The sequence below is a fragment of the Variovorax sp. GW821-FHT10D07 genome, from assembly GCF_059415325.1.
In genome coordinates, this window is the sequence record NZ_JBWKMZ010000006.1 from 357,101 (window position 1) to 379,364 (window position 22,264).

21 protein-coding genes are annotated in these 22,264 nt (G+C 71.1%); 2 read left to right on the forward strand and 19 right to left on the reverse strand.

Annotated features, from left to right (window positions below):
• Window positions 1-40: 40 nt before the first annotated feature.
• The 11 genes from AC07PU_RS20335 to AC07PU_RS20385 all read right to left on the reverse strand — a co-directional run bounded on the left by AC07PU_RS20335 (window position 41) and on the right by AC07PU_RS20385 (window position 11,997).
• A complete protein-coding gene (locus AC07PU_RS20335; RefSeq protein WP_495319927.1) occupies window positions 41-745 on the reverse strand; it encodes an ABC transporter ATP-binding protein in 705 nt (234 codons plus the stop codon).
• A complete protein-coding gene (locus AC07PU_RS20340) occupies window positions 742-2,583 on the reverse strand; it encodes a branched-chain amino acid ABC transporter ATP-binding protein/permease (protein ID WP_495319929.1) in 1,842 nt (613 codons plus the stop codon). Before AC07PU_RS20340 ends, AC07PU_RS20335 begins: the two co-directional genes overlap by 4 nt.
• Window positions 2,580-3,443, reverse strand: a complete 864-nt coding sequence (locus tag AC07PU_RS20345; RefSeq protein WP_209539535.1) for a branched-chain amino acid ABC transporter permease — start codon at window positions 3,441-3,443, stop codon at window positions 2,580-2,582. Before AC07PU_RS20345 ends, AC07PU_RS20340 begins: the two co-directional genes overlap by 4 nt.
• 13 nt (window positions 3,444-3,456) lie before the next feature.
• On the reverse strand, window positions 3,457-4,596 hold the full coding sequence (locus tag AC07PU_RS20350) for an ABC transporter substrate-binding protein (RefSeq protein ID WP_495319931.1): 1,140 nt from the start codon (window positions 4,594-4,596) through the stop codon (window positions 3,457-3,459).
• A gap of 39 nt (window positions 4,597-4,635) precedes the next feature.
• Window positions 4,636-5,442 carry an SDR family NAD(P)-dependent oxidoreductase gene (locus AC07PU_RS20355; protein ID WP_209539537.1) on the reverse strand — a complete coding sequence of 269 codons (807 nt, stop codon included), beginning with the start codon at window positions 5,440-5,442 and terminating at the stop codon, window positions 4,636-4,638.
• Window positions 5,443-5,485: 43 nt separating this feature from the next.
• Entirely contained in the window at window positions 5,486-6,496 is a 1,011-nt protein-coding gene (locus AC07PU_RS20360; RefSeq protein ID WP_495319933.1) for a tripartite tricarboxylate transporter substrate binding protein, read from the reverse strand.
• 30 nt (window positions 6,497-6,526) lie between these two features.
• Window positions 6,527-7,975, reverse strand: coding sequence for an MmgE/PrpD family protein (locus AC07PU_RS20365; RefSeq protein WP_495319935.1), 1,449 nt, complete (start codon window positions 7,973-7,975; stop codon window positions 6,527-6,529).
• Window positions 7,976-8,113: 138 nt separating this feature from the next.
• Entirely contained in the window at window positions 8,114-9,088 is a 975-nt protein-coding gene (locus AC07PU_RS20370) for a cupin domain-containing protein (protein ID WP_495319937.1), read from the reverse strand.
• A gap of 25 nt (window positions 9,089-9,113) precedes the next feature.
• Window positions 9,114-10,097 (reverse strand): Bug family tripartite tricarboxylate transporter substrate binding protein, encoded by a 984-nt coding sequence (locus AC07PU_RS20375; protein ID WP_495319939.1) that lies wholly within the window; start codon window positions 10,095-10,097, stop codon window positions 9,114-9,116.
• A gap of 8 nt (window positions 10,098-10,105) precedes the next feature.
• Window positions 10,106-10,990 (reverse strand): fumarylacetoacetate hydrolase family protein, encoded by an 885-nt coding sequence (locus AC07PU_RS20380; protein WP_261214189.1) that lies wholly within the window; start codon window positions 10,988-10,990, stop codon window positions 10,106-10,108.
• A gap of 41 nt (window positions 10,991-11,031) precedes the next feature.
• Entirely contained in the window at window positions 11,032-11,997 is a 966-nt protein-coding gene (locus AC07PU_RS20385) for a Bug family tripartite tricarboxylate transporter substrate binding protein (RefSeq protein WP_495319942.1), read from the reverse strand.
• A 222-nt stretch (window positions 11,998-12,219) separates the two neighbouring features.
• Here AC07PU_RS20385 and AC07PU_RS20390 point away from each other — a divergent pair, with 222 nt between their 5' ends.
• The gene (locus AC07PU_RS20390; RefSeq protein WP_495319944.1) at window positions 12,220-12,987 is read left to right on the forward strand and encodes a FadR/GntR family transcriptional regulator; all 768 of its coding nucleotides are present in this window, start codon (window positions 12,220-12,222) and stop codon (window positions 12,985-12,987) included.
• Window positions 12,988-13,074: 87 nt separating this feature from the next.
• Here the strand turns inward: AC07PU_RS20390 and AC07PU_RS20395 are convergent, their stop codons facing one another.
• From AC07PU_RS20395 to AC07PU_RS20415, 5 genes are read right to left on the reverse strand one after another with little or no spacing between them, the layout of a single operon-like run.
• Window positions 13,075-13,971 carry a LysR family transcriptional regulator gene (locus AC07PU_RS20395; RefSeq protein WP_495319946.1) on the reverse strand — a complete coding sequence of 299 codons (897 nt, stop codon included), beginning with the start codon at window positions 13,969-13,971 and terminating at the stop codon, window positions 13,075-13,077.
• Window positions 13,972-13,974: 3 nt separating this feature from the next.
• Window positions 13,975-15,438 carry an efflux transporter outer membrane subunit gene (locus AC07PU_RS20400; RefSeq protein WP_495319948.1) on the reverse strand — a complete coding sequence of 488 codons (1,464 nt, stop codon included), beginning with the start codon at window positions 15,436-15,438 and terminating at the stop codon, window positions 13,975-13,977.
• Complete coding sequence (locus tag AC07PU_RS20405; protein WP_495319950.1) at window positions 15,435-16,412, reverse strand: HlyD family secretion protein; 978 nt, start codon at window positions 16,410-16,412, stop codon at window positions 15,435-15,437. The genes AC07PU_RS20400 and AC07PU_RS20405 overlap by 4 nt, the downstream gene beginning before the upstream one ends.
• Before the next feature lie 30 nt (window positions 16,413-16,442).
• Window positions 16,443-16,649: a DUF1656 domain-containing protein gene (locus AC07PU_RS20410; RefSeq protein ID WP_093345151.1), complete on the reverse strand. Its 207-nt coding sequence runs from the start codon at window positions 16,647-16,649 to the stop codon at window positions 16,443-16,445.
• The gene (locus tag AC07PU_RS20415; RefSeq protein ID WP_495319952.1) at window positions 16,646-18,652 is read right to left on the reverse strand and encodes an FUSC family protein; all 2,007 of its coding nucleotides are present in this window, start codon (window positions 18,650-18,652) and stop codon (window positions 16,646-16,648) included. Before AC07PU_RS20415 ends, AC07PU_RS20410 begins: the two co-directional genes overlap by 4 nt.
• A gap of 175 nt (window positions 18,653-18,827) precedes the next feature.
• On the opposite strand from AC07PU_RS20415, the gene AC07PU_RS20420 reads away from it, so the two are divergent.
• The gene (locus tag AC07PU_RS20420) at window positions 18,828-19,631 is read left to right on the forward strand and encodes a helix-turn-helix domain-containing protein (protein WP_296784043.1); all 804 of its coding nucleotides are present in this window, start codon (window positions 18,828-18,830) and stop codon (window positions 19,629-19,631) included.
• Here the strand turns inward: AC07PU_RS20420 and AC07PU_RS20425 are convergent.
• The 3 genes from AC07PU_RS20425 to AC07PU_RS20435 are packed head-to-tail and all read right to left on the reverse strand — an operon-like array spanning window position 19,615 to window position 22,263.
• Complete coding sequence (locus tag AC07PU_RS20425) at window positions 19,615-20,214, reverse strand: MarR family winged helix-turn-helix transcriptional regulator (protein ID WP_495319954.1); 600 nt, start codon at window positions 20,212-20,214, stop codon at window positions 19,615-19,617. The two genes, AC07PU_RS20420 and AC07PU_RS20425, sit on opposite strands and share 17 nt — an antisense overlap.
• Before the next feature lie 37 nt (window positions 20,215-20,251).
• Window positions 20,252-21,079, reverse strand: a complete 828-nt coding sequence (locus tag AC07PU_RS20430; protein ID WP_495319956.1) for an alpha/beta fold hydrolase — start codon at window positions 21,077-21,079, stop codon at window positions 20,252-20,254.
• A gap of 2 nt (window positions 21,080-21,081) precedes the next feature.
• On the reverse strand, window positions 21,082-22,263 hold the full coding sequence (locus AC07PU_RS20435; protein WP_495319958.1) for a xanthine dehydrogenase family Fe-S subunit: 1,182 nt from the start codon (window positions 22,261-22,263) through the stop codon (window positions 21,082-21,084).
• Window position 22,264 lies beyond the last annotated feature (1 nt).

Sequence of the window (22,264 nt, forward strand, 5' to 3'; positions counted from 1 at the left end):
GTGTCCTCGAAGAATGGAATGGGGTCGTGCGCGGCGCGGGCTACATGCCCATGAAGGCGGCGCGCACCTCCTCGCTCGCGCGCAACGCCCGGGCCGGGGCCTCGGTGATGACGCGCCCGCCCTGCAGCACGTAGCCGCGGTCGGCCGTCGACAGCGCCATCTCGGCGTTCTGCTCGGCCAGCAGCACGGCGATGCCGCCGCGCGCGAAATGGCGGATCGCGGCGGCCAGCTCGCGCACCACGATCGGCGCGAGGCCGAGCGTGGGCTCGTCGAGCATCAGCAGGCGCGGGCCGGCCATCACGGCGCGCGCGATCGCCAGCATCTGCTGCTCGCCGCCCGAGAGGCTGCCGGCCGCCTGCGCCTCGCGCTCGCGCAACCGCGGGAAGCGCTGGTACATGGCTTCGCGGCGCGCCGCGCGCTCGCCGCTGTCCTTGCCCAGGTAGCCGAGGTCGATGTTCTCGCGCACCGTGAGCTGCGGGAACACGTGGCGCCCCTCGGGCGACAGCGAGATGCCCGCGAGCAGCCGCTCGCGCGTGTCGGCGCGCTCCAGCGCCCGCCCGTCGATGGCCACCTGGCGCGCCGTGTGCGGCGTGAGCGCCATCACGGCCTTGAGGATGGACGACTTGCCCGCGCCGTTGGCGCCGATCAGCGCCACCACTTCGCCCGGCGCGATGCGCAGCGACACGTCGTGCACCGCCGTGACGGCGCCGTAGCGCACCTGCAGTCCTTCGATGGCAAAGCTCATGCCGGCACCTCCTCGGGCGCGGCCTGCGCGGCCGCCGGCTCGGCGGGCGTGCCCAGGTAGGCGCGCAGCACCTCGGGATGCACGGCGATGGCGGCCGGCGTGCCCTCGGCGATCTTGCGGCCCTGCTGCAGCACCACCATGCGGTCGCAGATCGACATCAGCAGCGGCAGGTTGTGGTCGATGATCGCGATCGTGCAGCCGTCGGCGCGCACCCGCTGCAGCACGGCCGCCAGCCGCATGCCCTCGGTGTGGTTGAGCCCGGCGGCGGGCTCGTCCAGCAGCAGCACGCGCGGCCGCGTGGCCAGCGCCACCGCCACGCCGAGCAGCTTCTGCTCGCCGTAAGGCAAGGTCCCGGCCACGGCATCGGCGCGCTCGGCCAGGCCGACCGCCGCGAGGCAGCGCGCCGCGTTCTCGCGCCGCTCGCGCTCGCGCGCCTCGAAGGCCGGCGTGCGCACCAGGCCCGCCCAGGGCCGCTCGCGGTGCAGCAGGTAGCTGGCGAACAGCACGTTGTCGAACGCGCTCAGCGACGCGCAGTGCGCGGTCTGCTGGAAGGTGCGCACCAGACCGCGCCGTGCGACCCGGTTCGGCGCACCGGCATCGATGGCCTCGCCGGCCAGCCGGATCTCGCCCGTGCTGGTCGCCATGAAGCCGCCGAGCATCGACAGCAGCGTGGTCTTTCCCGCGCCGTTGGGCCCGATGATGCCGAGCAGCTCGCCGCTGGCGATCTGCATGTCGACGCCGTCGACGGCGACCAGGCCACCGAAGCGCCGGCCGACGCCGCGGACGGTGACGATGGGTAGGCCGGATGCGGCGGGCACGGGGCGCGCCTCGCTCGCCTCCACCACCGCCACCGCGGGCACCGCCGCGGCGACCGCGTCCGCGCCGCCGGAAGTCGCCGGCCTGCGCCAGCGCGGCAGCAGCGACACGAAGCCCTCGGGCAGCAGCCGCACCACCACCAGCAGCATCAGCGCGAACAGGCCGAGCCGGTACTCGTCGATGGCGCGCAGCATCTCGGGCAGCACGCCGAAGGCGATGCCGCCGATCACGGGCCCGATCAGCGTGGCCTTGCCGCCGAGGATCACCGCCAGCAGGCCCGCCGCCGAATGCTGCACGCCGAACAGGTCGGGCGAGAGCACCAGCGCCTTGGGCACCAGCAAGCCGCCGGCCAGCGAGGCCAGCGCGCCCGACAGCGCGATGTTGATGACGCGCGCGCGCAGCGTCGGGATGCCGACCGATTCGGCCAGCGCCGGCGCCTCGCGCACGAAGGTCCAGGCGCGCCCGAGCGGCCCCGCGCGCAACCGGGCCAGCAGCAGCAGCGCCAGGCCCAGCGTCGCGAGCAGCACGAACAGGTAGCCCTGCTGGCCGCTCCAGCCCAGACGCTCGGTCCAGGCCATGGGCTGGACCATGACCATGATGCCCAGCGGCCCGCGCGTCACGTCCATCCAGTTGGTGGCCACCAGCCGCAGCATCTCGGCCAGCGTGAGGGTGGCGATCGCGAAGTAGGCGCCGCCCAGGCGCACCGAGGCCAGGCCGACCAGCGCGCCGAGCGCCGCGCCAGGCAGCAGCGCCAGCGGCACCGCGCTCCAGTAGTCGAGCCCGCCGCGCGTGACCAGCAGGCCGACCGCGTAGGCCCCCACGCCGAGGAAGGCCGCGTGGCCGAAGCTCACGTAGCCGAGCTGCCCGAAGGTCAGCCCCACCGCGAGCGAGAACAGCGCGAGCACCACCGCGTAGCTCAGCACGTCGGCCACGTAGGGCGCGGTGGCGAGGCCGGCGATGGCGGCGCTGGCGAGCGCCACGCCGGCGAGCAGCACCGGCAGCCGAGTGAGGAGCGCCTTCATGCCGCGCGCCCCATCAGGCCGTGCGGCCGCCACAGCAGCGTGACCAGCATCAGCGCGTAGATGGCCGCGGCGGCGAAGCCCTCGGACATGAAGGCGCCCGCCAGCGCCTCGACCACGCCCAGCAGCACGCCGAACACCACGGCGCCCCGCACGCTGCCCAGCCCGCCCATCACCACCACCACGAAGGCCTTGATGATCACGGCATGGCCGATCTGCGGCGAATAGAGGATCACGGGCGCGAGCAGCGCGCCGCCGAGCCCCGCGATGGCGCTGGCCAGCACGAAGGTCAGGCTGTTGACGCGCTGCACGCGGATGCCCACCACGCGCGCGGCGAAGGCGCTCTGGGCCACGGCGCGCAGCTGCACGCCGAAGGCCGTGCGCCGCAGCAGGAACTCCATCGCCACCAGCACCACGATGCCCGCGCCGAGCACGAACACGCGCTGCCACGGCACGGCGACGCCGCCGGCCGTCCACACGCCCGGGATGCCCGGCACGTTCTCGGCCTGCGCGCCGAAGCTCACGAACACCGCCTCGAACACGATGATCGAGGCCGCGAAGGTCGCGAGCAGCACCTCGGACTTGTCGTGGCTGCGCGCCAGCAGCGGCGCCACGCAGACGCGGTCGAGCAACGCGCCCAGCGCCACGCCCGCCAGCACCGCCAGCGGCAGCGTCGCCAGGTAGGGCAGGCCCCAGCGCGTGCCCAGCAGGGCCGCGAGCGCGCCGACCATGAACACCTCGCCGTGCGCGAAGTTGATCACGTGCAGCACGCCGAAGACCAGCGTCAGGCCGAGCGCGACGAAGGCGTAGCCCACGCCGTTCGACAGGCCGTTGGCCAGCAGCTGAAGGACGAATTCCGTCATCGGTGCCGTCCGCTCACTGCGACGCCGTCAGCTTGCCGCCCTTGGCGACGAAGTCGACGTAGTCGCGGGCCTGCGACTGGCCGCCGGCATCGAAGCGGATCTCGCCGCGCGGCGTGGCCCAGGCGTTCTTGTGCAGCGCCTCCGCCACCTTGGCCGTGTCGGTGCTGGTGCCGGCCGCGGCCATCGCCTTGGCGGTGAGCCACACCGATTCGAAGCCCAGCACCTCTACCTTCTCGGGCACATGGCCGTGCTTGGCCTGGAAGCGCTTGACGAATTCGTCGTTGAGCGGATTGCGCCGCGTCGACACGTAGATGTCGGAACCGAAGGCGCCTTCGGCGGCGTCGCCCGCCAGCCGCAGGATCTGGTTGTTGAGCACGCCGGTGGCCGTGCACTTGCGCGCCTGCAGGCCCACGGTGCCCATCGCACGCAATGCGTTGGCCGCCTGCTCGGGCTTGCCCGCGACGATGCACACGGTGTCCGCGCCGCTGGCCTTGACCTTGGTCATCAGCGTGCTGAAGTCGCTCTGGCTGAGCTCGAAGGTCTCGCCGGCCACGAACTTGTCGCCGAAGCGCTTCTTCGAGCCCTCGATGACGTAGCGGCCGTAGTCCGTGTTCTCCGCCACCACCGCGAGCTTCTGCGGCTTCACGCGCTCGAGCAGCTGGCGATCGAAGTACTCCGAATCGGCGTCGAGCGTGGTCGTGAGGCGGAACACCTTGTCGTAGCCCGACTTCGTGAGGTCGGGGTGCTTGGGCACCGCCGCCATGAACAGCACGTTGTTGGCGCGCGCGATCTGCAGCACCGCCAGCGCCACCGTGCTGCTGATCTCGCCGGCGATGAACTTCACGCGGTCCTGGTTGATGAGCCGCTGCGCCGCGGCCACGCCCTCGACGGGCTGGAAGTTGCTGTCGTAGACGATGAGCTGCACCTTGCGCCCGCCGAGGATGCCGCCCTGGTCGTTGATCATCTCGGCCGCGAGCTCGGCGCCCTGCTGGCCCTGCTGGCCGATGACGCTCTTGGTGGGCATCAGCACGCCGATCTTCACAGGCTCGCCCTGCGCGAAGGCGGAGGGCGGCAGCGCGGCACAGGTGGCGAGCAGCGTGGCCGAGACGGCCGCGAGCAGGCGGCGGCGAAGGGGTCGGTTCGAATGGTTCATGGCGTGTCTCCGGTTCCGGTCAATAAAGGGCGATGAGGGTCACGACGGCGTGAGCACCTTGCCGCCGCAGACGGAGATGCACTGGCCGGTCACGTAGGAGGAAAGATCGGTCGCGAGGAACTCGAGCGGCCCCGCCATGTCCTCGACGGTGGCGAGGCGGCGCAGCGGGATCTTCGGCAGGTCGGCATCGCCCACCATGCCGCGCGCGCGGGCCTGGCTGGCGACGCGCGCGGTCGCCGTGGAGCCGGGCGCGATGCAGTTGACGCGGATGCCGTCGGGCCCGACCTCGGCCGCGAGGAAGCGGGTGAACTGCACCACGCCGGTCTTGGCCATGCCGTAGTGCGCATAGGCGCCGGCGCGGTGCGCGGCGTCGAGCCCCAGCGTCGAGCCCACGTTGATGATGTTGCCGCTGCGCCGCGCGCGCATGTGCGGCAGCACGGCCTGGCTGCAGTACACGGTGGTCATGAGGTTGACGTCGAACATGTCGGCCATGTCGCGGTCGCTCATCTGCGAGGCCCGGCTAGCTTCGATCGGCGCGAAGGCGCCGCCCGCGTTGTTGACGAGGATGTCGACGCGGCCGAAGGCCTCGATGGCGCGCGCCACCAGCGCGTCGGCGGCCGCGCGCTGGCGCAGGTCGCCCTGCACGCCGATGCTGCGGCGGCCCAGCGCGACGATCTCGTCGCTCACGCTGGCAGCGCTCAGTTGCTCGTCGAAGCGGCGCGCCGCGTCGAGGTCGACGTCGGCCACCACCACGTGGCAGCCGAGCCGGGCGAGGCGCAGCGCGAAGCCGCGGCCGATGCCGCGCGCGGCGCCGGTGACGATGGCGACCTGGTCCTGGAGTTTCATGAAGGGGTCCTCGTTGGATGGATGGGGCAAGGCGGCGGGAGCCTCACTGCTGGACCAGGCCGTACTCGTCGGCGATGCGGCGGTACTGCGGGATCTTGGCGGCCAGGTCCTTCTTCATGGCCTCGCCGTCGAGCACGTAGAGCGGCACCTGCATCTGCTCGAGCAGGCTGCCGAAGGCCGGGCTGCGCGCGGCCTTGAGGAAGGCGGTCTCCAGCGTCTTGCGGATGGGCTCGGGCGTCTGCGCGGAGACCGCGAGGCCGGTGATCCAGGGAAACTGCCAGTCCACGCCGAGCTCGGTGAAGGTCGGCACCTGCGGCATCGAGGGCATGCGCTGGCGGTCGAGCAGCGCGAGCGCGCGCAGCTTGCCGGCCTTGACCATCTCGGCGTAGTTGGAGGTCGGCGCGAAGGTGGTCTCGCCCGACACCACCGCCATCAGGCTCTGGTTGGCGCCCTGGTAGGGAATGTGGTTGAAGCGCACGCCCTTGGCGCGCTCGAGGGCCTTGGCGCCGAAATAGGCGGTGTCGGAGGTGCCGACCGTGCCGAAGGTCAGCTCGCCGGGACGCGCGCGCGCATCCTCGATCAGGTCGTCGAGCGTGCGGTACTTCGAGTCGGCCTTGACCACCAGCGCATGCGAGGGCCCGGCGTAGTTGAGCACGTAGGCGATGTCCTTGAGTGGATCGAACGGCGCCTTGGTCAGCAGCGGGCTGATCAGCACCACGCTGGTGGTGACGGCCACCAGCGTGTAGCCGTCGGCCGGCGCGCGCAGCACCTGCGCGGTGCCGATCAGGCCGTTGGCGCCGGGCCGGTTCTCCACCACCACCGGCTGGCCCAGGTCGTCGGCCACGAGCTGCCCGATGCGGCGCGCGCTCACGTCGGTCAGGCCGCCCGGCGGGAACGGCACCACGATGCGGATCGGCTTGCTCGGGAAGGCATCGGCCGCGCGCGCCGGCTGCGTGAGCGGCGCGAGCGCGGCGCCGAGCGCCATGGCCGCGCACAGCGCGCGCAACACGCGCGAGGCGATGCGGGGAAGGAAGGGACGGACGATGGTGGTCATGTCGGCTCCTGGGGATGGATGGGGAAGGTCTCAGCAGGCCGGATCGAGCGCACGGGTCAGTGCGCGCACGTCGCCCAGCGACTCGAGCGCCATCACCATGTCGACCGCCTCGTCGATGCGAGCGTCCCAGCGGCTGGACATCGGCGCGAGCGTGCGCGCCATGCGGCGGAACTTGTCGACCACGTCCTGCTCGCCGTAGCGCGGCGCGCCCTCCCAGCTGTCGCCGAGCGCGAAGTCGCTCTCCAGCTCGAACTCGCGGCCGCGCGCGCGCACCACGGCGCGCGACGGCACCTTGAGCACCTGCTGTTCCAGGCCCCAGGTCGCGGGGTCGTAGCCCTTGGGCTCGTTGGCCAGACGCACCTTGCGGCGCATCGCGCGTGCCGCCTCGCCGCGCATGTTCTGGTCGCTGAACCATTCGGGGCCGGCCGGCACGCCGAGCGCCACCATCGCGGCCGCATGTGGGAAGCTGAAGGTGGCGGCCACGAGGTTCGGCGGATCGCCGTCGTCGGCGAAGCGCGGGTACGGGATCATCGGGAACGAGCGCAGCTCGATCGATTCGATCTCCTCGGCGCGCAGCGCATGGCGGCGCAGCAGCTGGTCGAAGGCGGTCAGCGCGTAGTGGATCCAGCGGCAGCAGGGCCAGAACTTGATCGAGGTGCCGGGCAGATACCACTCGCTGCCCAGCTTCGCGAGCATCGCGCCGGGATCGAGGATCACGCCCTGGAACACCTGCGCGTAGCTGTCGGTGTCGAAAATGTCGCGGATGCCGCGTATGCCTTCGCGCGCATGCCAGGCGGCCATCAGCCCGCCCTGCGCGTTCCAGCCGGTGTCGGCGTACTTGAAGGTGCCCAGGTCGGTGTCGCGCCCCCACTGGCGCGACCAGTCGCGGCCCACCATGTACTGGGCGCAGTTGCCGAAGGCATCGGCGAGCTCCGCGGGCGTGGCGCCGATCAGGCGCGAGGCCGCGGTGCAGGCCGCATGCACGCCCTGCCCCGGGCCGACCAGCCCGGTCCAGCCCTTGGTGCGGCCCTGCTCGTCGACGGTCACGCGCGGGCTCAGGAAATTGCCCAGCCGCACGCCCACCTCGAAGCCCAGCGTGAAGGCGGCCAGCAGGTCGGCGCCATTGCCGCCCTGCTCCTCCGAGAGCGCGAGCGCCGCGCCGAGGCTGGCCTGCGCATGATGGCCCTGGACCTTGTAGCACTCGTCGATGTCGAGGATGTTCCCGAGCCGCCCGTTGGCCCAGGCGGCGGTGGCGACCGAGGTCTTCTGGCCCGTGCCGAGCACGCTGGCCGGTCCGCCGATGCCGTTGCGCTGCACCATGCGCCGCACCGCCAGGCCGGGATCGGTGCCGACCGCGCCGATGGCGCAGCCCAGCGTGTCCAGCAGCAGCAGCTTGGCGCTGCGGCGCACCGCCTCGGGAATGTCCTCGTGGCGGGTCTCGATGGCGAAGGTCGCGAGTCGGCGGGTGGTGGTGTCCATGGTGGCGAACGGAGGCTGCGTGGGTGGAAGGGGCGAACCAACTCCTGCCGGCACGGGGGCCTGGCATGGAGAGCGAAACGGAAGGTGGGCGGCCGGCACCTGCCGGCCCGCCTCAGTTCATCGGTGCATGGCCATGGCTCACGGAGGGAGCGTCCCCGAGCGCAACCAGCGGAAGGCGCGCATCACCGGGGCATCGGACATGCGCACCAGGATCGCGTCGCGCGTGGCGCGGTGCCGCTGCGCGAGCCAGGCCGGTGCCGCGATCACGTCGCCGCGCCGCCATTCGAAGCCGTGCTCGCCGATGCGCGAGCTGCCCTCGCCCTCGACCACGATGAAGATCTGGTTCGCGGTGCTCTGCGCGACCTGCCACTCGCGGCCAGCCGACAGCGCCACCGCCACGCGGTCGAAGGTGTCGAGCGTCGGCGGTCCGAGCTCGAGCGTGCGCACGCCCGGCGCGATCTCGGGCGCGTCCAGCAGCCGCGGCTTGTAGTCGCGCAGCGCGAAGCGCATCGGGCTCGCGGGATCGATGCGCTCGGCCTTCTCGACCTTGTCGGGATGGTGCTCGAAGAACATCGGCCCGAGCAGCTGCACCAGCGGCGCGTCGAGGATGTCGATCCAGTAGGCGTCGGCCTCGCTGCGGTTGTCGTGCCCGTGGAAGCTCCAGTTGGGCGTGAGCAGCACGTCACCGGGCTCCATCGGCACGTCGACACCATCGACGATGGTGAAGGTGCCGGGCGCGGCCTCGACCACCACGCGCATTGCGTTGGGCGTGTGGCGATGGCTGCGCGCGGCCTCGCCGCCCTTGACCATCTGGTAGGCGGCCACCAGCGTGGTCACGGTCGGGTAGTCGTTGCCGGGGATCGGGTTGGCCAGGATCAGGTTGCGCCGCTCGGCCCATTCGGTGCCCACGAGGCGGCCGGCCGCGTGCAGCGCGGCGCGCGCGTCGGCGTACTGCCAGTGCGCGGGCATGTAGTGCTGCTTGGGTTGCGGATAGAGCGAGGGCGTCGGCTTGTTCCAGCCGTTCTTCACCTGGATGTCCTCGAGCATGCGGTGCAACTGCGCGAGATCGCTCGCGCTGTCGAAATCGGGTCGGGCGGTGGCGGTGGTGTTCATGGCGGTGGGCCTTGCGTTGTCTTCTTCACTCGGGCTTCACGCCCGCGGCCTGCACCATCTCGCGCGTGACGGCAACGTCGTCGCGGATGGCCTGGCGCAGTTCGGCCGGCCCGCCGGCGTTGACCTCGAGGCCGCGCGCGGTGGCGTTCTTGCGTGCGAACTCCGGCTCGCCGAGGATCGCCTTGACGTCGGCGGCGATGCGCTCGATCACCGCCTCGGGCGTGCCGGCCGGCGCGACCAGCGCATACCAGACGGCGGCGCGCAGCTGCGGATAGCCCTGCTCGGCCGTGGTCGGCACATCGGGGAAAAGCGTGGAGCGCCTGGCTCCGGCCACCGCCAGCGGCTTGATCTTCCCGGCCTTGAGCAGTTCGCCCGCGACGCTCGCGCTGCCCGTGGCCAGCTGGATCTCGCCACCCACGAGCCCGGTCATGACCGGCGCCACGCCCTTGTAGGGCACATGGGTGATGTCGAGCGAGGCCTTGGCCTTGAGCAGTTCGTAGACCAGATGCGGCTGGCTGCCGTTGCCGAACGAGCCGTAGGCCAGCGTACCGGGTTTGGCGCGCACCGCCGCGACGAGTTCGCGCAGGTCCTTCGCCGGCACCGAGGGGTTGGCGATCAGGAACTGGTCGCTGGTGGTCATCAGCGCGACTGGCGCGAAGCTCTTGTCGGGATCGTAGGGCAGCGACTTGTAGAGGAAGCGGTTCGAGGTCAGCGTCTGGTTGATGGTCGCCATCAGCGTGTAGCCGTCGGGCGCCGAACGCGCCACCGCCTCCGCGCCGATCAGCGAGCCGGCGCCGCCGCGGTTGTCGATGACCACGGCCTGGCCCCAGCGCTTCGACAGTTCGGCCGCGACCGAGCGGATCAGCACGTCGACGCCGCCGCCCGCCGGGAACGGCACGATGATGCGCACGGGCCGGGACGGATAGTCCTGCTGCGCATGCACGGCGGTGGCGCCGCCACCGAGCAGCGCGAGCGCGCAGGCCAGAAGACGCAGGGTTCGCATCGCCATCCTTGTCTTCAGAAGCGCCGCGGCGCGAAGTCCTCGTCCTCGACGACCGGTAGGGTCATCGAGCCCACGCGCTCGATCTCCATGCGAACACGGTCGCCGGGCGAGAACTGGCCCACGCCCTCGGGCGTGCCGGTGGCGATGATGTCGCCGGGCTGCAGGGTCATGACCGAGGAGGCCCACTCGATGAGTCCGGGCACGTCGAGGATCAGCGCGCTGGTGCGCGAGTCCTGGCGCAGCTCGTCGTTGACCCACAGGCGGTTCGCGAGGTCGCCGGGATCGCCGATCTCGTCGGCCGTCACGATGTACGGGCCCACGGGCGTGAAGGTGTCGAAGGACTTGCGCGCGACGCGCTCCTCCTCGAACCGGCCGGGCTCGATGCGCAGGGTCACGTCGATCAGGCAGCAATAGCCGAACACGTGCGAGAGGGCCTGCTCGCGCGGCACGTTGCGCGCCTGCCTGCCGATCACCACGGCGAGTTCGGATTCGTGGTCGAAGCGGCGCGTCGAGCCGCGCGGCAGGCGGATCGCCTCGCCCGCGCCGATCACCGACGAGGAGGCCTTCAGGAAGAAGCCGCGCTCGACCGCCGAGGCGCCGCCGCTGACCGAGCGCGCGCCGATCTCGCCGATGTGCTTGCGGTAGTTGACCGGCGCGGCCACCACGTGCAGCGGGAAGGGGTTGGGCGCGCGCAGCGTCACCTCGGACAGGGGCCGCGCCCGCGCCTCGCGGCGTGCCTTCTCGATGTCGGCCTTGCGCCGGTCCCATTGCGCGATCAGCCGCGACATGTAGACGCGCGGGAACTCGGGCCCGGCATCGGGCACGGCCGCGGTCACGTCGTAGATCAGGTCTTCCTCGACGAGGCCCACGCGGTCGTCATCGAACACGGCAATCTTCACTTGGCTTTTCCTTTCAGGTCTCGGAGGGGGCGTGGCGGGGCTCAGTCGAGCTTGATGTCCGCCTCGGTCACGAACTTCTTCCACATCGCCAGGTCGGCGCGGGTGGTGGCGTCGAGGTAGTGCACCGAGGTGTCCTCGGCCGGGTCGACGCCGATGTCCTTCATGCGCTGGCGCATCTCGGGCGAGCGGACCACCTTGGCGATCTCGGCGTTGAGCCGTTCGACCACCGCCTTGGGCGTGCCCGCCGGCGCGGCGATGCTGTACCAGGAGCGGATCGAGAAGCCCGGGAATCCCTGCTCCTGCATCGTCGGGAGGTTCGGCGCCATGCCCAGTCGGCTCGGGCCGGTGACGGCCAGCGCGCGCAGGTTGCCGCCCGTCACCTGCGTCATCGCGGAGGTGTCGCTGAACACCAGCTCGATCTGCCCGCCGATCAGGTCGACGATGGCCGGCCCGATGCCCTTGTAGGGCACGTGATTGATCGAGATGCCGGCCATGCGCCGGAACATCTCGCCCGACAGGTGCGGCGTCGCGCCGTTGCCCGAGGAGCCGTAGTTGAGCTTGCCCGGATTGGCCTTGGCGTAGCTCACCAGGTCGGCCACGCTGCGGTACGGGCTCTTGGCATTCACCATCAGCACGTTGGCCGAGGTGTAGACCATGGCCACCGGCGAGAAGTCCTTGATCGGGTCGTACTGCAGCTTGGGGTAGATGGCCGGGTTGATCGCCATCGTGCTGTTGACCGCCATCAGCAGGGTGTAGCCGTCGGCCGGCGCCTTGGCGACCAGGGCCGCGCCGAGCCCGCCGTTGGCGCCGGGCCGGTAGTCGACCACCACGCGCTGCCCCAGCGCCGGGCTCAGTGCCTCGCTCATCAGGTTACCGAAGGTGCTGCCCATGCCGCCCGGGGAATAGGGCACGACGAGCGTGATCGGCTTGTCCGGGTAGGCGGCGCATGCCATGCCCGCGGCCAGGGCCAAAGCCCACCCCACCAGGTGACGTCCAGCGGTACTCATCGTGTCTCCTTCATCTTGGAAGGTACGATAGCTAATAAGGTCATACCTTATACATGAGGCAAACCCCGATACCGGCGGGAGCGTTTTGACGTTAGGTGCTAAGGTACGACCTTTTAGAAGTATGGATGGTGCGGCTTGAAAATTCCTGCAGCGACACCCCTCTATCGAGACAAGGACATAAGGTATAACCTTTGTCCGAACTGCAAAAAGAGGAGGCGCCGCATGACTGCCGAACAGACCGACATCGAGAACGCCGAGGCCGGCATGGCTGGCCGTGCCGGACCGAGCTTCCAGCCGATCAAGGCCAAGCGCGCCTTCGAGGCGGTGTGCGAGCAGGTCCGCCGCGAGGTGGCGCTGGGCACGCTCAAGCCCGGCGACCGGCTGCCGCCCGAGCGCGAGTTCGCGGAGCAGCTCGGCGTGAGCCGCACGGCCGTGCGCGAAGCCATGCGCAGCCTGGAGAACGCGGGCATCGTGCAGTGCCAGCAGGGCATGGGCGGCGGCGCGTTCATCCGCAAGCGCGACTCGAGCACCGTGACCCAGGCGGTCGGCGACATGGTGATGCTCGGCCAGATCCCCTCGCACAGCGTGACCGAGATGCGCATCATCCTGACCGAGCAGGCGATCCGCCTCGCCTGCGAACGCGCGACCGAGGAGGACTTCCAGGCCATCGAGCAGGACATCGACCGCGCGGAGGAGCTCACCCTGCGCGGCGACTTCTCGCGGCGCAATGCCTACATCACCGAGTTCTACCGGATCCTCGCGCAGGCTACGCACAACCAGGTGATGGTCATGCTGGTGGAGTCGCTGTCGGAGCTCACGCGCGCGCTGCTCGCGAAGGCCAGCCCGGTGCCGCGCAGCGACGTGATCGGCGTGCGCCGCAACGTGCTGCGGCTGATGCGCGCGCGCGATGCGGAGGGCGCGGTGAAGGAAATGCGCGCCCATCTGGAGCGGCTCAACCGGCTGCTGGAGAAGCCGGCGGCCGAGGGCTGAGCCGCGACGCGCGACGCCGTAAGACCGAGCCAAGCGTTCAGATCCCGGTGGGACCACGCACGCTGATGCGATGCGCCTCGACGTCCCTCAATGCGAGAAGACCGTTCCGGCGCTCGACGTCAGGAAGTCGAGGAACGCCCGCAGCGCCGCGCTCTTGTGGTCGCGGTGCGCGTAGGTCGCATAGAGCCAGATCGTCGGCGGCATCGCATCCTTCAGCACGGGCACCAAGGCACCCGAGCCCAGGTGCGCGCGCGCCAGCACCTCGGGCACGCAGGTGACGCCGAGCCCTTTCACAGCCAGCGCGATCAGCGGCGCGGCATCGTCCGCATCGAGGCGGCTGCGCACCGGCACGTAGTGGGTCTTGCCGTCGACCAGGAAGGGCAGCCGGGATGAAGCGTCCCACAGCGAGTAGGTCAGCACGTCGTGCAGGGCCAGGTCCTCGGGCTTCGACGGCATGCCCCTGCGCGCCCAGTACCGCGGCGACGCGCAGAGCACCAGCGGCACCGGCCGAAGCTTGCGCACCACGACGTCGCGGGCCTCGATGGGCCCGATGCGCAAGGCGACATCGATGCCGCCCATCACCAGGTCGTCGTCGCGATTGCTCAGGTGGATGCTCACGTGCACGTCGGGGTGGTCGGCGATGAAGTCCTCGATCTGCCAGCCCAGCTGGCTCAGCGACAGGCCGTGCGGCGCCGCGACCCGCAGCCGCCCGCGCGGATGCGCCGCGAAGTCCGACAACTCCGTGCTCAGTTCCTGCAGCAGGCCGAACAGTGGCACCAGCCGCCGCGCGAGCGTCTGGCCGGCGTCGGTCGGTGTGACCGAACGCGTCGAACGGTTCAGCAGCCGCACGCCCACGCCCTTCTCGAGCTGGGCCACGATCTTGGTGACGCTGGCCTTCGAGATGCCCAATGCGACGGCCGCGCGCGTGAAGCTCTTGCGGGCGACGACCTCGCCGAAGACCTTGAGCTGCTGCAGGTCCTCCATGGCCTAGGGCGCCACCTTCGCGAGCCGGTCCTGCCCTTCGCCTTCCCAGCCGCCGCCGAGCGCCATGAACACGGCGAACTGGCCGTCCGCGAGCTGGGCCTCCGATGCCGCCAGCGCGGCCTCGCTGGCCGCCAGCGTGCGCATGGCGTCGAGCGCGTCGAGTTGCGCGGTCTTGCCGTTGACGTAGAGCGCGCGTGCCTGCGCCGCGACCACGGCACTCTGGTCGCGCACGGCCGTCAGCGCCGCATGCCGGTCCAGTTCGCGGGCGTAGGACTCGAGGGCGGTCTCGACCTCGCGCAGCGCCGTGAGCACGGTGGCATCGAAGCGGGCCGCGGCCTGCCGCGTGGCGGCCTCGGCCTGCGCGATGCGCGCGCGGGCCACGCCGTTGGTGCGCAGCGTCCAGCTGATCAGCGGGCCCAGGCTGTAGCTGAAAGACTCTCGGTTGCCGAACCGGTCCATGAAGCCGGCCGAACTGGCCGACAGGCCCAGCACGACCTTGGGGTAGAGCTCGGCGGTCGCCACGCCGATGCGGGCGGTGGCGGCCGCCAGGCTGCGCTCGGCCTGGCGCACGTCGGGCCGGCGACGCAACAGGGTTGCACCATCGCCGACGGGCAGCGGACCGGCCACGCGCGGCGGGCTGTCGCATGCGGCCACCTGGGCCGGAAAGTCGCGCGGGGCCTCGCCCGTGAGCGTGGCCAGGCGGTACAGCGCGTTCTGGCGTTGCGCCTGCAGCGGCGGCAGCGAGGCGCGCAGCAGCTCGAGCTGGCCGCGTGCGCGCGCGGTGTCGATGGGCCCCACCCTGCCGGCCTGCCGCAGCCGCTGCGCGAGCCGTACGGCCTCCTCCTGCAGCCGAACCGACTCGTGGGCGCTGCGCAAACGCAAGCCGGTGGCGCAGGCCTCGGCATAGGCCCTCGCGGTGCCGCCGGCGACGTTGACGCGCACCAGGTCAACGGCCGCCTGCGCCGCGCCACTACCGGCCTCGGCCGCCTCGATGGCGCGGCGCAATTGGCCGAACAGGTCGAGCTGGTAGGACAGGTTCGCACCCATGCCATAGGTGAAGCGGCTCGGCGGTTCGTAGTCCTTCTGCACGAGCGTCAGCCCCGAGACATGGCCGAAGCCGGGGCCGCCGCTCAGGGCCAGCGTCGGACGCTCCGGCCCACGCACCTCGGCCTCGAGCGCCTGGTCGCGCTCGAAATTGGCGATGGCCTGCCGCAGGTCGGCGTTGTGCGAGAAGGCCCGCGCGACCAGTGCGTCCAGCTGCGGGTCCTGGTAGAGATGCCACCAGTTCGGCGGCAGGGCCGCGTCCGCCGCATTGCCTTCGGCCGACAGGAACGGTCCCGCGGAGGCCGCCTGCGCGGGCGAGAGCGCGGCCGGCGCGACATAGTCGGGACCGACGGGCGAGTGGGCACAACCGGCCAGCAACACACCCGCCGCAGTGACGGCCAGAAGTCGATGAAGGCGGCTCATCCAGGAAGCCCCGAGCGGCGCGCGGCGGCTGCCGTCTCCGGCGCCGCCGACGCCCCGAGCACCTGCACCGTGACCGTCTGGCCCGTGACCAGCCGCGTGCCCGCCGGTATCGCGTCCAGCTTCACGCGCACGGGCACGCGCTGCGCGAGCCGCACCCAGTTGAAAGTCGGGTTCACGCTGGGAAGCAGGTTGGCGCCGGTGCTGCGATCGCGATCGGCGATGCCGGCCGCGATGCTCTCCACGCTGCCTTCGAGCGCGCCGGCGTCCATGGGCGTCACGCGCACGCGGTCGCCCAGGTGGATGCGAGGCAGCTTGTTCTCCTCGAAATAGCCTTCGACGTAGACCGATCCCGCATCCACCAGCGCCATCACCGGATGGCCGGCGCTCGCATAGGCGCCTTGCCGCAGATCGAGGTTGGTCACGAGGCCGTCGGCGGGGGCATGCACCTGCGTGCGGCGCAGGTTCAGCCGCGCGGTGTCCAGCGCGACCTGGGCCTGCCGCTGCGCCACTTCGGCCGCGCGCAGCGTGCCGTTCGCCTGGTCCAGCCGCATGCGCGACTGCTCGCGAAGTTCCTGCGAGACCAGCTCGCCCAGGCCCGCGTTGCGGTTGTTCTCGCGCTGAGCCTGAGCGATGAGGATGCGCTGGTTGTCGAGCGCGACGGCCTGCGCGGCGACGGCCGCCTCGGCCTGCTGCACGGCCAGTTCGAAACGGGCCTTGTCCAGCGAGAACAGCGGCGCGCCGGCGGCGACGAACTGGTTGTCACGCACCGCGACATCGGTCACCAGGCCGGACACGTCGGGCGCGACCTGCACGACCTCAGCGCGCACGCGTCCGTTGCGGGTCCAGGGGGCCAGCTCGTAGTGGTCCCACAGTTGCCAGGCAGCCAAGCAGGCGGCCGCGACGGCCGCCAGGGTGACGAGCAGCCGGATGCCGCGGCGGGCCCAGGTGGAAAAAGGAATGGCGTCAGGTTTCATGGAGAAGGAATGCAATGCGAAGCTCGGAGATCAGGTGGCGAAGGCGCCGGTGAAACGGGCCAGGGCGAAGAGCAGCAGTACGTACACCGCCAGGTCGAACAGGGCCGGGTGCCATACCCAGCGGTAGACGCCGGCCAGCGACAGCAAGCGGCGCAGCGCCCAGGAACACGCGAGCGCGCCGCCGTTCAGCAGCATCAGCCCCGGCAGGTACACACCGTGGAAACTCGTTTCGATCATGGGTGGAGCGCGCCGTGGGCCGCTGGAAAGAGGTTGCGTCGAAGGCCCACGAGGGCGGCGATGGCGGCGCCGGCAGGCTGCGCGGCATCGCCATGCAGCGCGTCGAGCAGCAGGCGGTCGATCTGCGGCAGCAGCGGTTCATCGCGCCGTGGCGCCCCCGCGGCCTGGGCGCGGAAGACCCGGGCCGAGTCCGCGAGCAGGCGGCCAACGGCTTCAGCCGGGAGGCAGCGGCGCCACTGTTGCAGGGTCGCGATGTCGGCACCCATGCGCAGGTCGCGCAGCGCGAGCCGCGCGTCGGCCCGGGCCTCCCCGCCCGCGCCCGGTACCGTGCGCGGCGCGAGCAACGCGATGCGGTCCAGCATCCGACCCGCATAGGCGTCGCGCGCGAATGCGTCTTGCGGATTGGCCGCCAACTCGGCCAGATCCAGCGAGGTCGCGCGCCGTAGGCGCCGGGCGCTCCAGTCGCTGCCCACGCTGCGCACCAGCGCCGTGATGCGCGCCGCGGCCACGGCCCCCAGGATCAGCGCGAGGTTCGAATTGAGAAGGCTCGGCAGGTCCGCGTTGGCGGTGTCCTGCAAGGCGAGCGTACCGGCCACGCCGAAGAACATGCCCAGTGCCGCGAGCGAACTGGCGGGCCGCGCAATGTAGCAGCCGACGAGCAAAAAGAACGGCGCGATGCACAGCGCCAGCATGCCGAAGTCGCGCGCCAGCGGCATCACCACCAGCACGCAGAACACCGACACCGGCAAGGACCACAGCAAGGCGACGACGAACTTGTGCATGGCCGGCACGGGATCGTCCATCGTCGCGAAGAAGCTGCAGAAGACGGCCGCCGACATCGCCGCTGCCGACCCCGAGGGCCATGCCGTGGCGATCCAGACCGCGCAGCATGCGCAGGTGGCCAGCACGGCCGTCGCGGCCGAGCGCAGTGCCAGGCCCCGGTCGCGATGCAGCACCTTCTGACCGAGCGCCGCGGCACGCTGTCGCGGCATCGCGCTGCCCGCGAGGCCGGCGTCGATGTCGGTGCGCAGTCCAATGCAGGCCTGCCACTCGCGCACCAGTGCCTCGAGGCGCACGGCGAGGTCGATGCGCAGTGCGCGGATCCAGGGCGATGACGCCGGTCCATCGGCCAGGGCGCGGAAGGCGGCGCGTGCTTCGTCGATGGCCGCGGCCGGCAAGCTTGCCTCTTGCGCCGCGATCCAGCCCATGTGCCGCCCGAGTGCCAAGGCGATGTCCGCCGGCACCTCGCCCTCGGCGACCTTCAGCGCCTCGAGCCGGTCCTCGATCGCCGACAGCGTGGGCGTGAGCGCCGAGAGGCGGTCCTGCATGGCGCGGATGGCGCCCGCGGTCCAGCGCAGGTTGCCGGTGTCGAAGGGCACATGGGTCGACTGCAGGCGCAGCTGCGTGATGTCCAGCGCCAGCCGCTGGCGGTCCGCGGCCATGCGCGCGCCATCCGCGCGGGCGAGCCCGTCGCCTAGCAGGTCGCTCATCCAGCGGCGCGCGTCACCGAGTGCGCGGTCGATCAGGGCCAGCAGCGATGGCGCGAGGCTGGCCGGCAGCACGAGGCTGTGGACCAGGCTGGCGCACAGGATGCCCAGCCCGATCTCCTGCACCCGCGCCACGGCGGTGTCGAACATGGCCGCGGGCGCTTCCACCAGCGGGAAGCCGATGAGCGCGGCCGAGTAGCCCGCCAGCAGGAAGACATAGGAGCGCGCGCTGCGGTCCAGCAGCGAGAGGTAGAGGCACAGTCCGGTCCACAGCGCGAGCGCCAGGGTCAGCAGTTCGGGCGCGGCCGACAGCGCCGGGATCAGCACCACGGTGGCCGCGCAGCCGAGCAGGGTGCCCATGAAGCGATAGAGCGCCTTGGAGCGCACGTTGCCCGCGAGCGGATGCGCCACGATGTACGCGGTCATGAAGGCCCAGAAGGGCCGTGGCAGGCCGGCGCGGCTGGCCAGGTACAGCGCGAGCATGGCGCCCGCGAAGCTCTTGAGGGAGAAGAGCATCTCGGGGCGAGAGAAGCGAATCCTTTGCATGCATCGATGCTAGGCAGCGGTGCCTTTGCCGGAAATTGCATTCCTGGCCGAACGATTTCTCTTTTCGGCCACGGCCCGGCGTGCGCCCCTTCCGTCCGGAGCCTTCGCTCGACGCGGCGAGAATGGCCGGCTCGCAGCAACGCCCATGGAGACCATGCAACGCCCCGAGGTCGTCCCCGAAGGCCTGGACCACCAGCTCACCGTGCCGGTCATGGCGCTGCGCGTGGACGTCGAGGCGCGTGCGCGCGAGATCCCGGTCCACCAGCACCAGATGGGGCAGCTGGTCATCGCGCTGCGCGGCGCGGTGTCGTGCGAAGTGCCGGGCGCGCTGTGGATGGTGCCGCCGCAGGCGGGCGTGTGGATTCCGGGCGGCACGCCGCACAGCAACCACGGCACGGCGAACGCGCTGATCTTCTATCTGTTCGTGGCGCCGGGCACGGGCGCATTGCCGACGAAGTGCTGCACCCTGGCCATCAGCACCATGCTGAGCGAAATGATCCAGCACCTGGCCGGCCTGCCGCCGACCTACGAGCCCGGCAGCGCGACCGACCGGCTCGCGCATGTGCTGCTCGATCAGCTGGCCGCGATGCCGAACGAGGACTTCTCGCTGCCGATGCCGCAGGACGCGCGGCTTCGCAAGATATCGCGCGCCATCACGCTCGACCCTTCGGACCGCCGGACCCTGCAGGACTGGGCCGCCGAGACCGGGACCAGCGAGCGCACCCTGACCCGGCTGTGCACGGCGCAGACCGGCCTGAGCTTCGGCCGCTGGCGGCGCCAACTGCACATGATCGTGGCGCTTCGCGAACTCTCGGGCGGCGCGACCGTGCAGCAGGTGGCCTATGGCCTGGGGTACGAGTCGCCGTCCGCCTTCATCACGATGTTCAAGAAGGCCTTCGGCAAGCCGCCGGCCACCTACATCGCCGAGCGCTTCAAAGTGGGCGCTTGACCGCGCGCGGGCGGCGGCGCGTCGCGGGCGGCTCGCCGTCGACGGCGGTCGAGGCCTCGGGCCGCGCCGCGACATCGCGCAGCTCGTGCGCTTCGACCAGCCGCGTCAGCAGGCCCATGAACACCTGCTGATCCTCCGCGGACAGCGGCTCCATCAGCAGCTCCTGCGCGTGGCGCACGCTGTCCTGTAGTTCCTGGATGAGCTTGAGTCCGTCCTTGGTGATCACCGACAGCCTCGAGCGGCGGTCGTCCGGGTTGACGCGCGTTTCGATCAGGCCCTTCTCGCTCAGGCGCTTGAGCACCTCCGCGGTCGTCGTGCGGTCGAGGGCGAGCTCGCGGCCGATCGCCTTCTGGTCGAGCCACGGGTTCATCGACAGTGCCGTCAGCATTCCCACCTGCAGCGGCGTGATGCTCTCCGAGTGGCAGAGCTCGTAGAAGATGGCCGCCCCGATCTGATGCAGGCGCCGGATCAGGAAATTCGGGCGGCTGAACATGAGTTGCCGCAAGGGATTGAACGGCGCCGGCCTGTTCGTGGAGTCCTTCGCCGCTGCCGTCTTCTGCGTTGAATTGCGCTGGGTCGTCATGCTCTGGATGGTGGATGTCTCACGTTCGCGAGTGTATCTACGCGACCCGCCGAGGCGCGTGGCGCAGGTCGATCCGCAGGTACTCGCCGAGCAACCGGAAGAAGCCTTCGGCGTCGTCCCAGGGGATCATGTGGCCCGCGTCGGCGGCGACGCATTGGGACAGGTGGGGAGCCAGCGCCCGGATCTCCGCCCGGTCTTCCGCCGAGATGACGCCGCCGCGGCCCGCTGCCATCAGCAGTCCTGGCGTATGGAGTCGCGCGATGTCGGCGTGGATGTCGTCCTCGTGGAATCCGCGGTGCGCCTGCACCACGGCGGCCTCGTCGCATGTGTGCAGCCATTGCGCGCGCAGCCGCAACTGTTCGTCCGTCCACGTGGGCGTGAACGCACGCAGCGCCTCGGCCGTGGTTCCATGCGTGGCCGCCCGGATCGAGTTCACGTACAGATCCAGCGGGTACGGATAACCGCGCCGGCCAGGCCCCGAGACGGGCGGGTCGATCAACAGGACGCGGGCCATCTGCCGCGCGTCGTGCGCAGCGGCGCGGATCGCCACGCGCGCGCCCATCGAATGGCCCAGCACCGTCGTGGCCGACCAGTCCGGGGACGCGAGGAGGTCGAGGACATCGGCGGCCATCGTCGCCAGGCTCGCATCCATGCCCGGGGCGCTGAACGACAGCCCGCGCCCCCGGAAGTCGAGCACGTGGACGTCGAAGTGTGGCGCCAGGCGTTCGGCGACGAAGCCCCAGGTCACGGCCGGGCTCGTGATGCCCGGGAGGATCAGAAGGCGAGGCCCCTGCCCGCCGAAGCGAAGCAGGTGCAGGCGCACGCCATTGGCGCGCACGTGGTAGCCGTAGGGCACGAGCGTCATCGTCAGGCCCGTTTGAACACGCGGCGCAAGCGGTCGACGGCCACGCTCCACAGGATGGCCAGCAGGGACACCGAGCGCTTCGCTTCATCGGCGGGCGCGGTCTCTCCCGCCAGGCGTCGCGACACCTGCACGCCGAAGTCGGCCACCATGCGGCGCACGAAGTCCTTGACCAGGCCCGAGCGCGAGAACTGCGCCAGCGGTCCCTGCAGGGCATACACCATGTCCACGTGGACCCGCGTGTGGCCGGCGTCGGTGGACTCCAATCGATAGGCCACGTTGCCCTGGGCGCGCGACTTGCTCAGGCTGTCCTGGCCCGCGCCGCGCAGGACGGCCCGCTTGACGGCATCGTCGCGCTCGAGGCGCGCCGCGCCGACGAAGGCGGCCGACATCGGGCCGAACTTGATGGCGATGCTGCCCTTGACCCTCTCTCCATCGTGCGAGTCGATGCGCGCGCCCGGCAGGCAGGACGCGACCGTCGGCAGATCGCCCATGAGCGCCCAGACATGCTCGGCGGGAAAGGGAACGTCGAAGGACGCATCGATCGCATGGCCCTTGGCCCGGGCCTTGGCGAGGATGCCGTCATCGACCTCGGCGACGACCTCGGTCTGCGGCAAGGCCGGAGCGGCCGGCGCCGGCGTCGGTGCCGGCGTTGCGTGGGCGGGCTTGCGGTAGACCGTCACCGGTCGCGGCGTGCGCAGCGTCTCGCGCAGCTGCTCGACGCGCGGGTCCGGCGTGTCGCGCTGTTGCTTCAGCACGTCCAGGATGGCGTCGACGATGCCCTGGTAGCCGGTGCAGCGGCACAGGTTGCCCGCGAGCTCGAGGCGAACCCGCGCGTCGTCGGCCGCGGGGACCCGCAGCACGATGTCGCGGGCCGTGGCGAGCATGCCCGGGGTGCAGAAGCCGCACTGGAGCGCGTGGTGCCGCGTGAAGGCGGGACGCAGCAGGCGCATCGCCGGATCGTCGTCATAGCCCTCGATGGTCGTGACCGCATGCCCCTCGCAGGCCACGGCGAAGGTGGTGCAGGAGCGCGCCGGCTGCCCATCCAGCAGCACGGTGCAGGCGCCGCACACGCCGTGTTCGCAACTCAGGTGCGTTCCCGTCAGCTGCAGCCCGTCGCGCAGAAAATCGCCGAGGTGCATCCTCGGCTCGGCGTCCCGGCTCACCGTGCGGCCGTTGACTTGCATG

What these genes read in the sequence shown, in the direction of transcription:
- AC07PU_RS20365 (WP_495319935.1), bottom strand. Translation starts at nt 7,975, where the DNA reads ATGGACACCACCACCCGCCGACTCGCGACCTTCGCCATCGAGACCCGC.
- AC07PU_RS20410 (WP_093345151.1), bottom strand. Translation starts at nt 16,649, where the DNA reads ATGATCGAAACGAGTTTCCACGGTGTGTACCTGCCGGGGCTGATGCTG.
- AC07PU_RS20390 (WP_495319944.1), top strand. Translation starts at nt 12,220, where the DNA reads ATGACTGCCGAACAGACCGACATCGAGAACGCCGAGGCCGGCATGGCT.
- AC07PU_RS20405 (WP_495319950.1), bottom strand. Translation starts at nt 16,412, where the DNA reads ATGAAACCTGACGCCATTCCTTTTTCCACCTGGGCCCGCCGCGGCATC.
- AC07PU_RS20345 (WP_209539535.1), bottom strand. Translation starts at nt 3,443, where the DNA reads ATGACGGAATTCGTCCTTCAGCTGCTGGCCAACGGCCTGTCGAACGGC.
- AC07PU_RS20425 (WP_495319954.1), bottom strand. Translation starts at nt 20,214, where the DNA reads ATGACGACCCAGCGCAATTCAACGCAGAAGACGGCAGCGGCGAAGGAC.
- AC07PU_RS20435 (WP_495319958.1), bottom strand. Translation starts at nt 22,263, where the DNA reads ATGCAAGTCAACGGCCGCACGGTGAGCCGGGACGCCGAGCCGAGGATG.
- AC07PU_RS20420 (WP_296784043.1), top strand. Translation starts at nt 18,828, where the DNA reads ATGGAGACCATGCAACGCCCCGAGGTCGTCCCCGAAGGCCTGGACCAC.
- AC07PU_RS20385 (WP_495319942.1), bottom strand. Translation starts at nt 11,997, where the DNA reads ATGAGTACCGCTGGACGTCACCTGGTGGGGTGGGCTTTGGCCCTGGCC.
- AC07PU_RS20360 (WP_495319933.1), bottom strand. Translation starts at nt 6,496, where the DNA reads ATGACCACCATCGTCCGTCCCTTCCTTCCCCGCATCGCCTCGCGCGTG.
- AC07PU_RS20370 (WP_495319937.1), bottom strand. Translation starts at nt 9,088, where the DNA reads ATGAACACCACCGCCACCGCCCGACCCGATTTCGACAGCGCGAGCGAT.
- AC07PU_RS20415 (WP_495319952.1), bottom strand. Translation starts at nt 18,652, where the DNA reads ATGCTCTTCTCCCTCAAGAGCTTCGCGGGCGCCATGCTCGCGCTGTAC.
- AC07PU_RS20400 (WP_495319948.1), bottom strand. Translation starts at nt 15,438, where the DNA reads ATGAGCCGCCTTCATCGACTTCTGGCCGTCACTGCGGCGGGTGTGTTG.
- AC07PU_RS20375 (WP_495319939.1), bottom strand. Translation starts at nt 10,097, where the DNA reads ATGGCGATGCGAACCCTGCGTCTTCTGGCCTGCGCGCTCGCGCTGCTC.
- AC07PU_RS20395 (WP_495319946.1), bottom strand. Translation starts at nt 13,971, where the DNA reads ATGGAGGACCTGCAGCAGCTCAAGGTCTTCGGCGAGGTCGTCGCCCGC.
- AC07PU_RS20350 (WP_495319931.1), bottom strand. Translation starts at nt 4,596, where the DNA reads ATGAACCATTCGAACCGACCCCTTCGCCGCCGCCTGCTCGCGGCCGTC.
- AC07PU_RS20340 (WP_495319929.1), bottom strand. Translation starts at nt 2,583, where the DNA reads ATGAAGGCGCTCCTCACTCGGCTGCCGGTGCTGCTCGCCGGCGTGGCG.
- AC07PU_RS20430 (WP_495319956.1), bottom strand. Translation starts at nt 21,079, where the DNA reads ATGACGCTCGTGCCCTACGGCTACCACGTGCGCGCCAATGGCGTGCGC.
- AC07PU_RS20335 (WP_495319927.1), bottom strand. Translation starts at nt 745, where the DNA reads ATGAGCTTTGCCATCGAAGGACTGCAGGTGCGCTACGGCGCCGTCACG.
- AC07PU_RS20355 (WP_209539537.1), bottom strand. Translation starts at nt 5,442, where the DNA reads ATGAAACTCCAGGACCAGGTCGCCATCGTCACCGGCGCCGCGCGCGGC.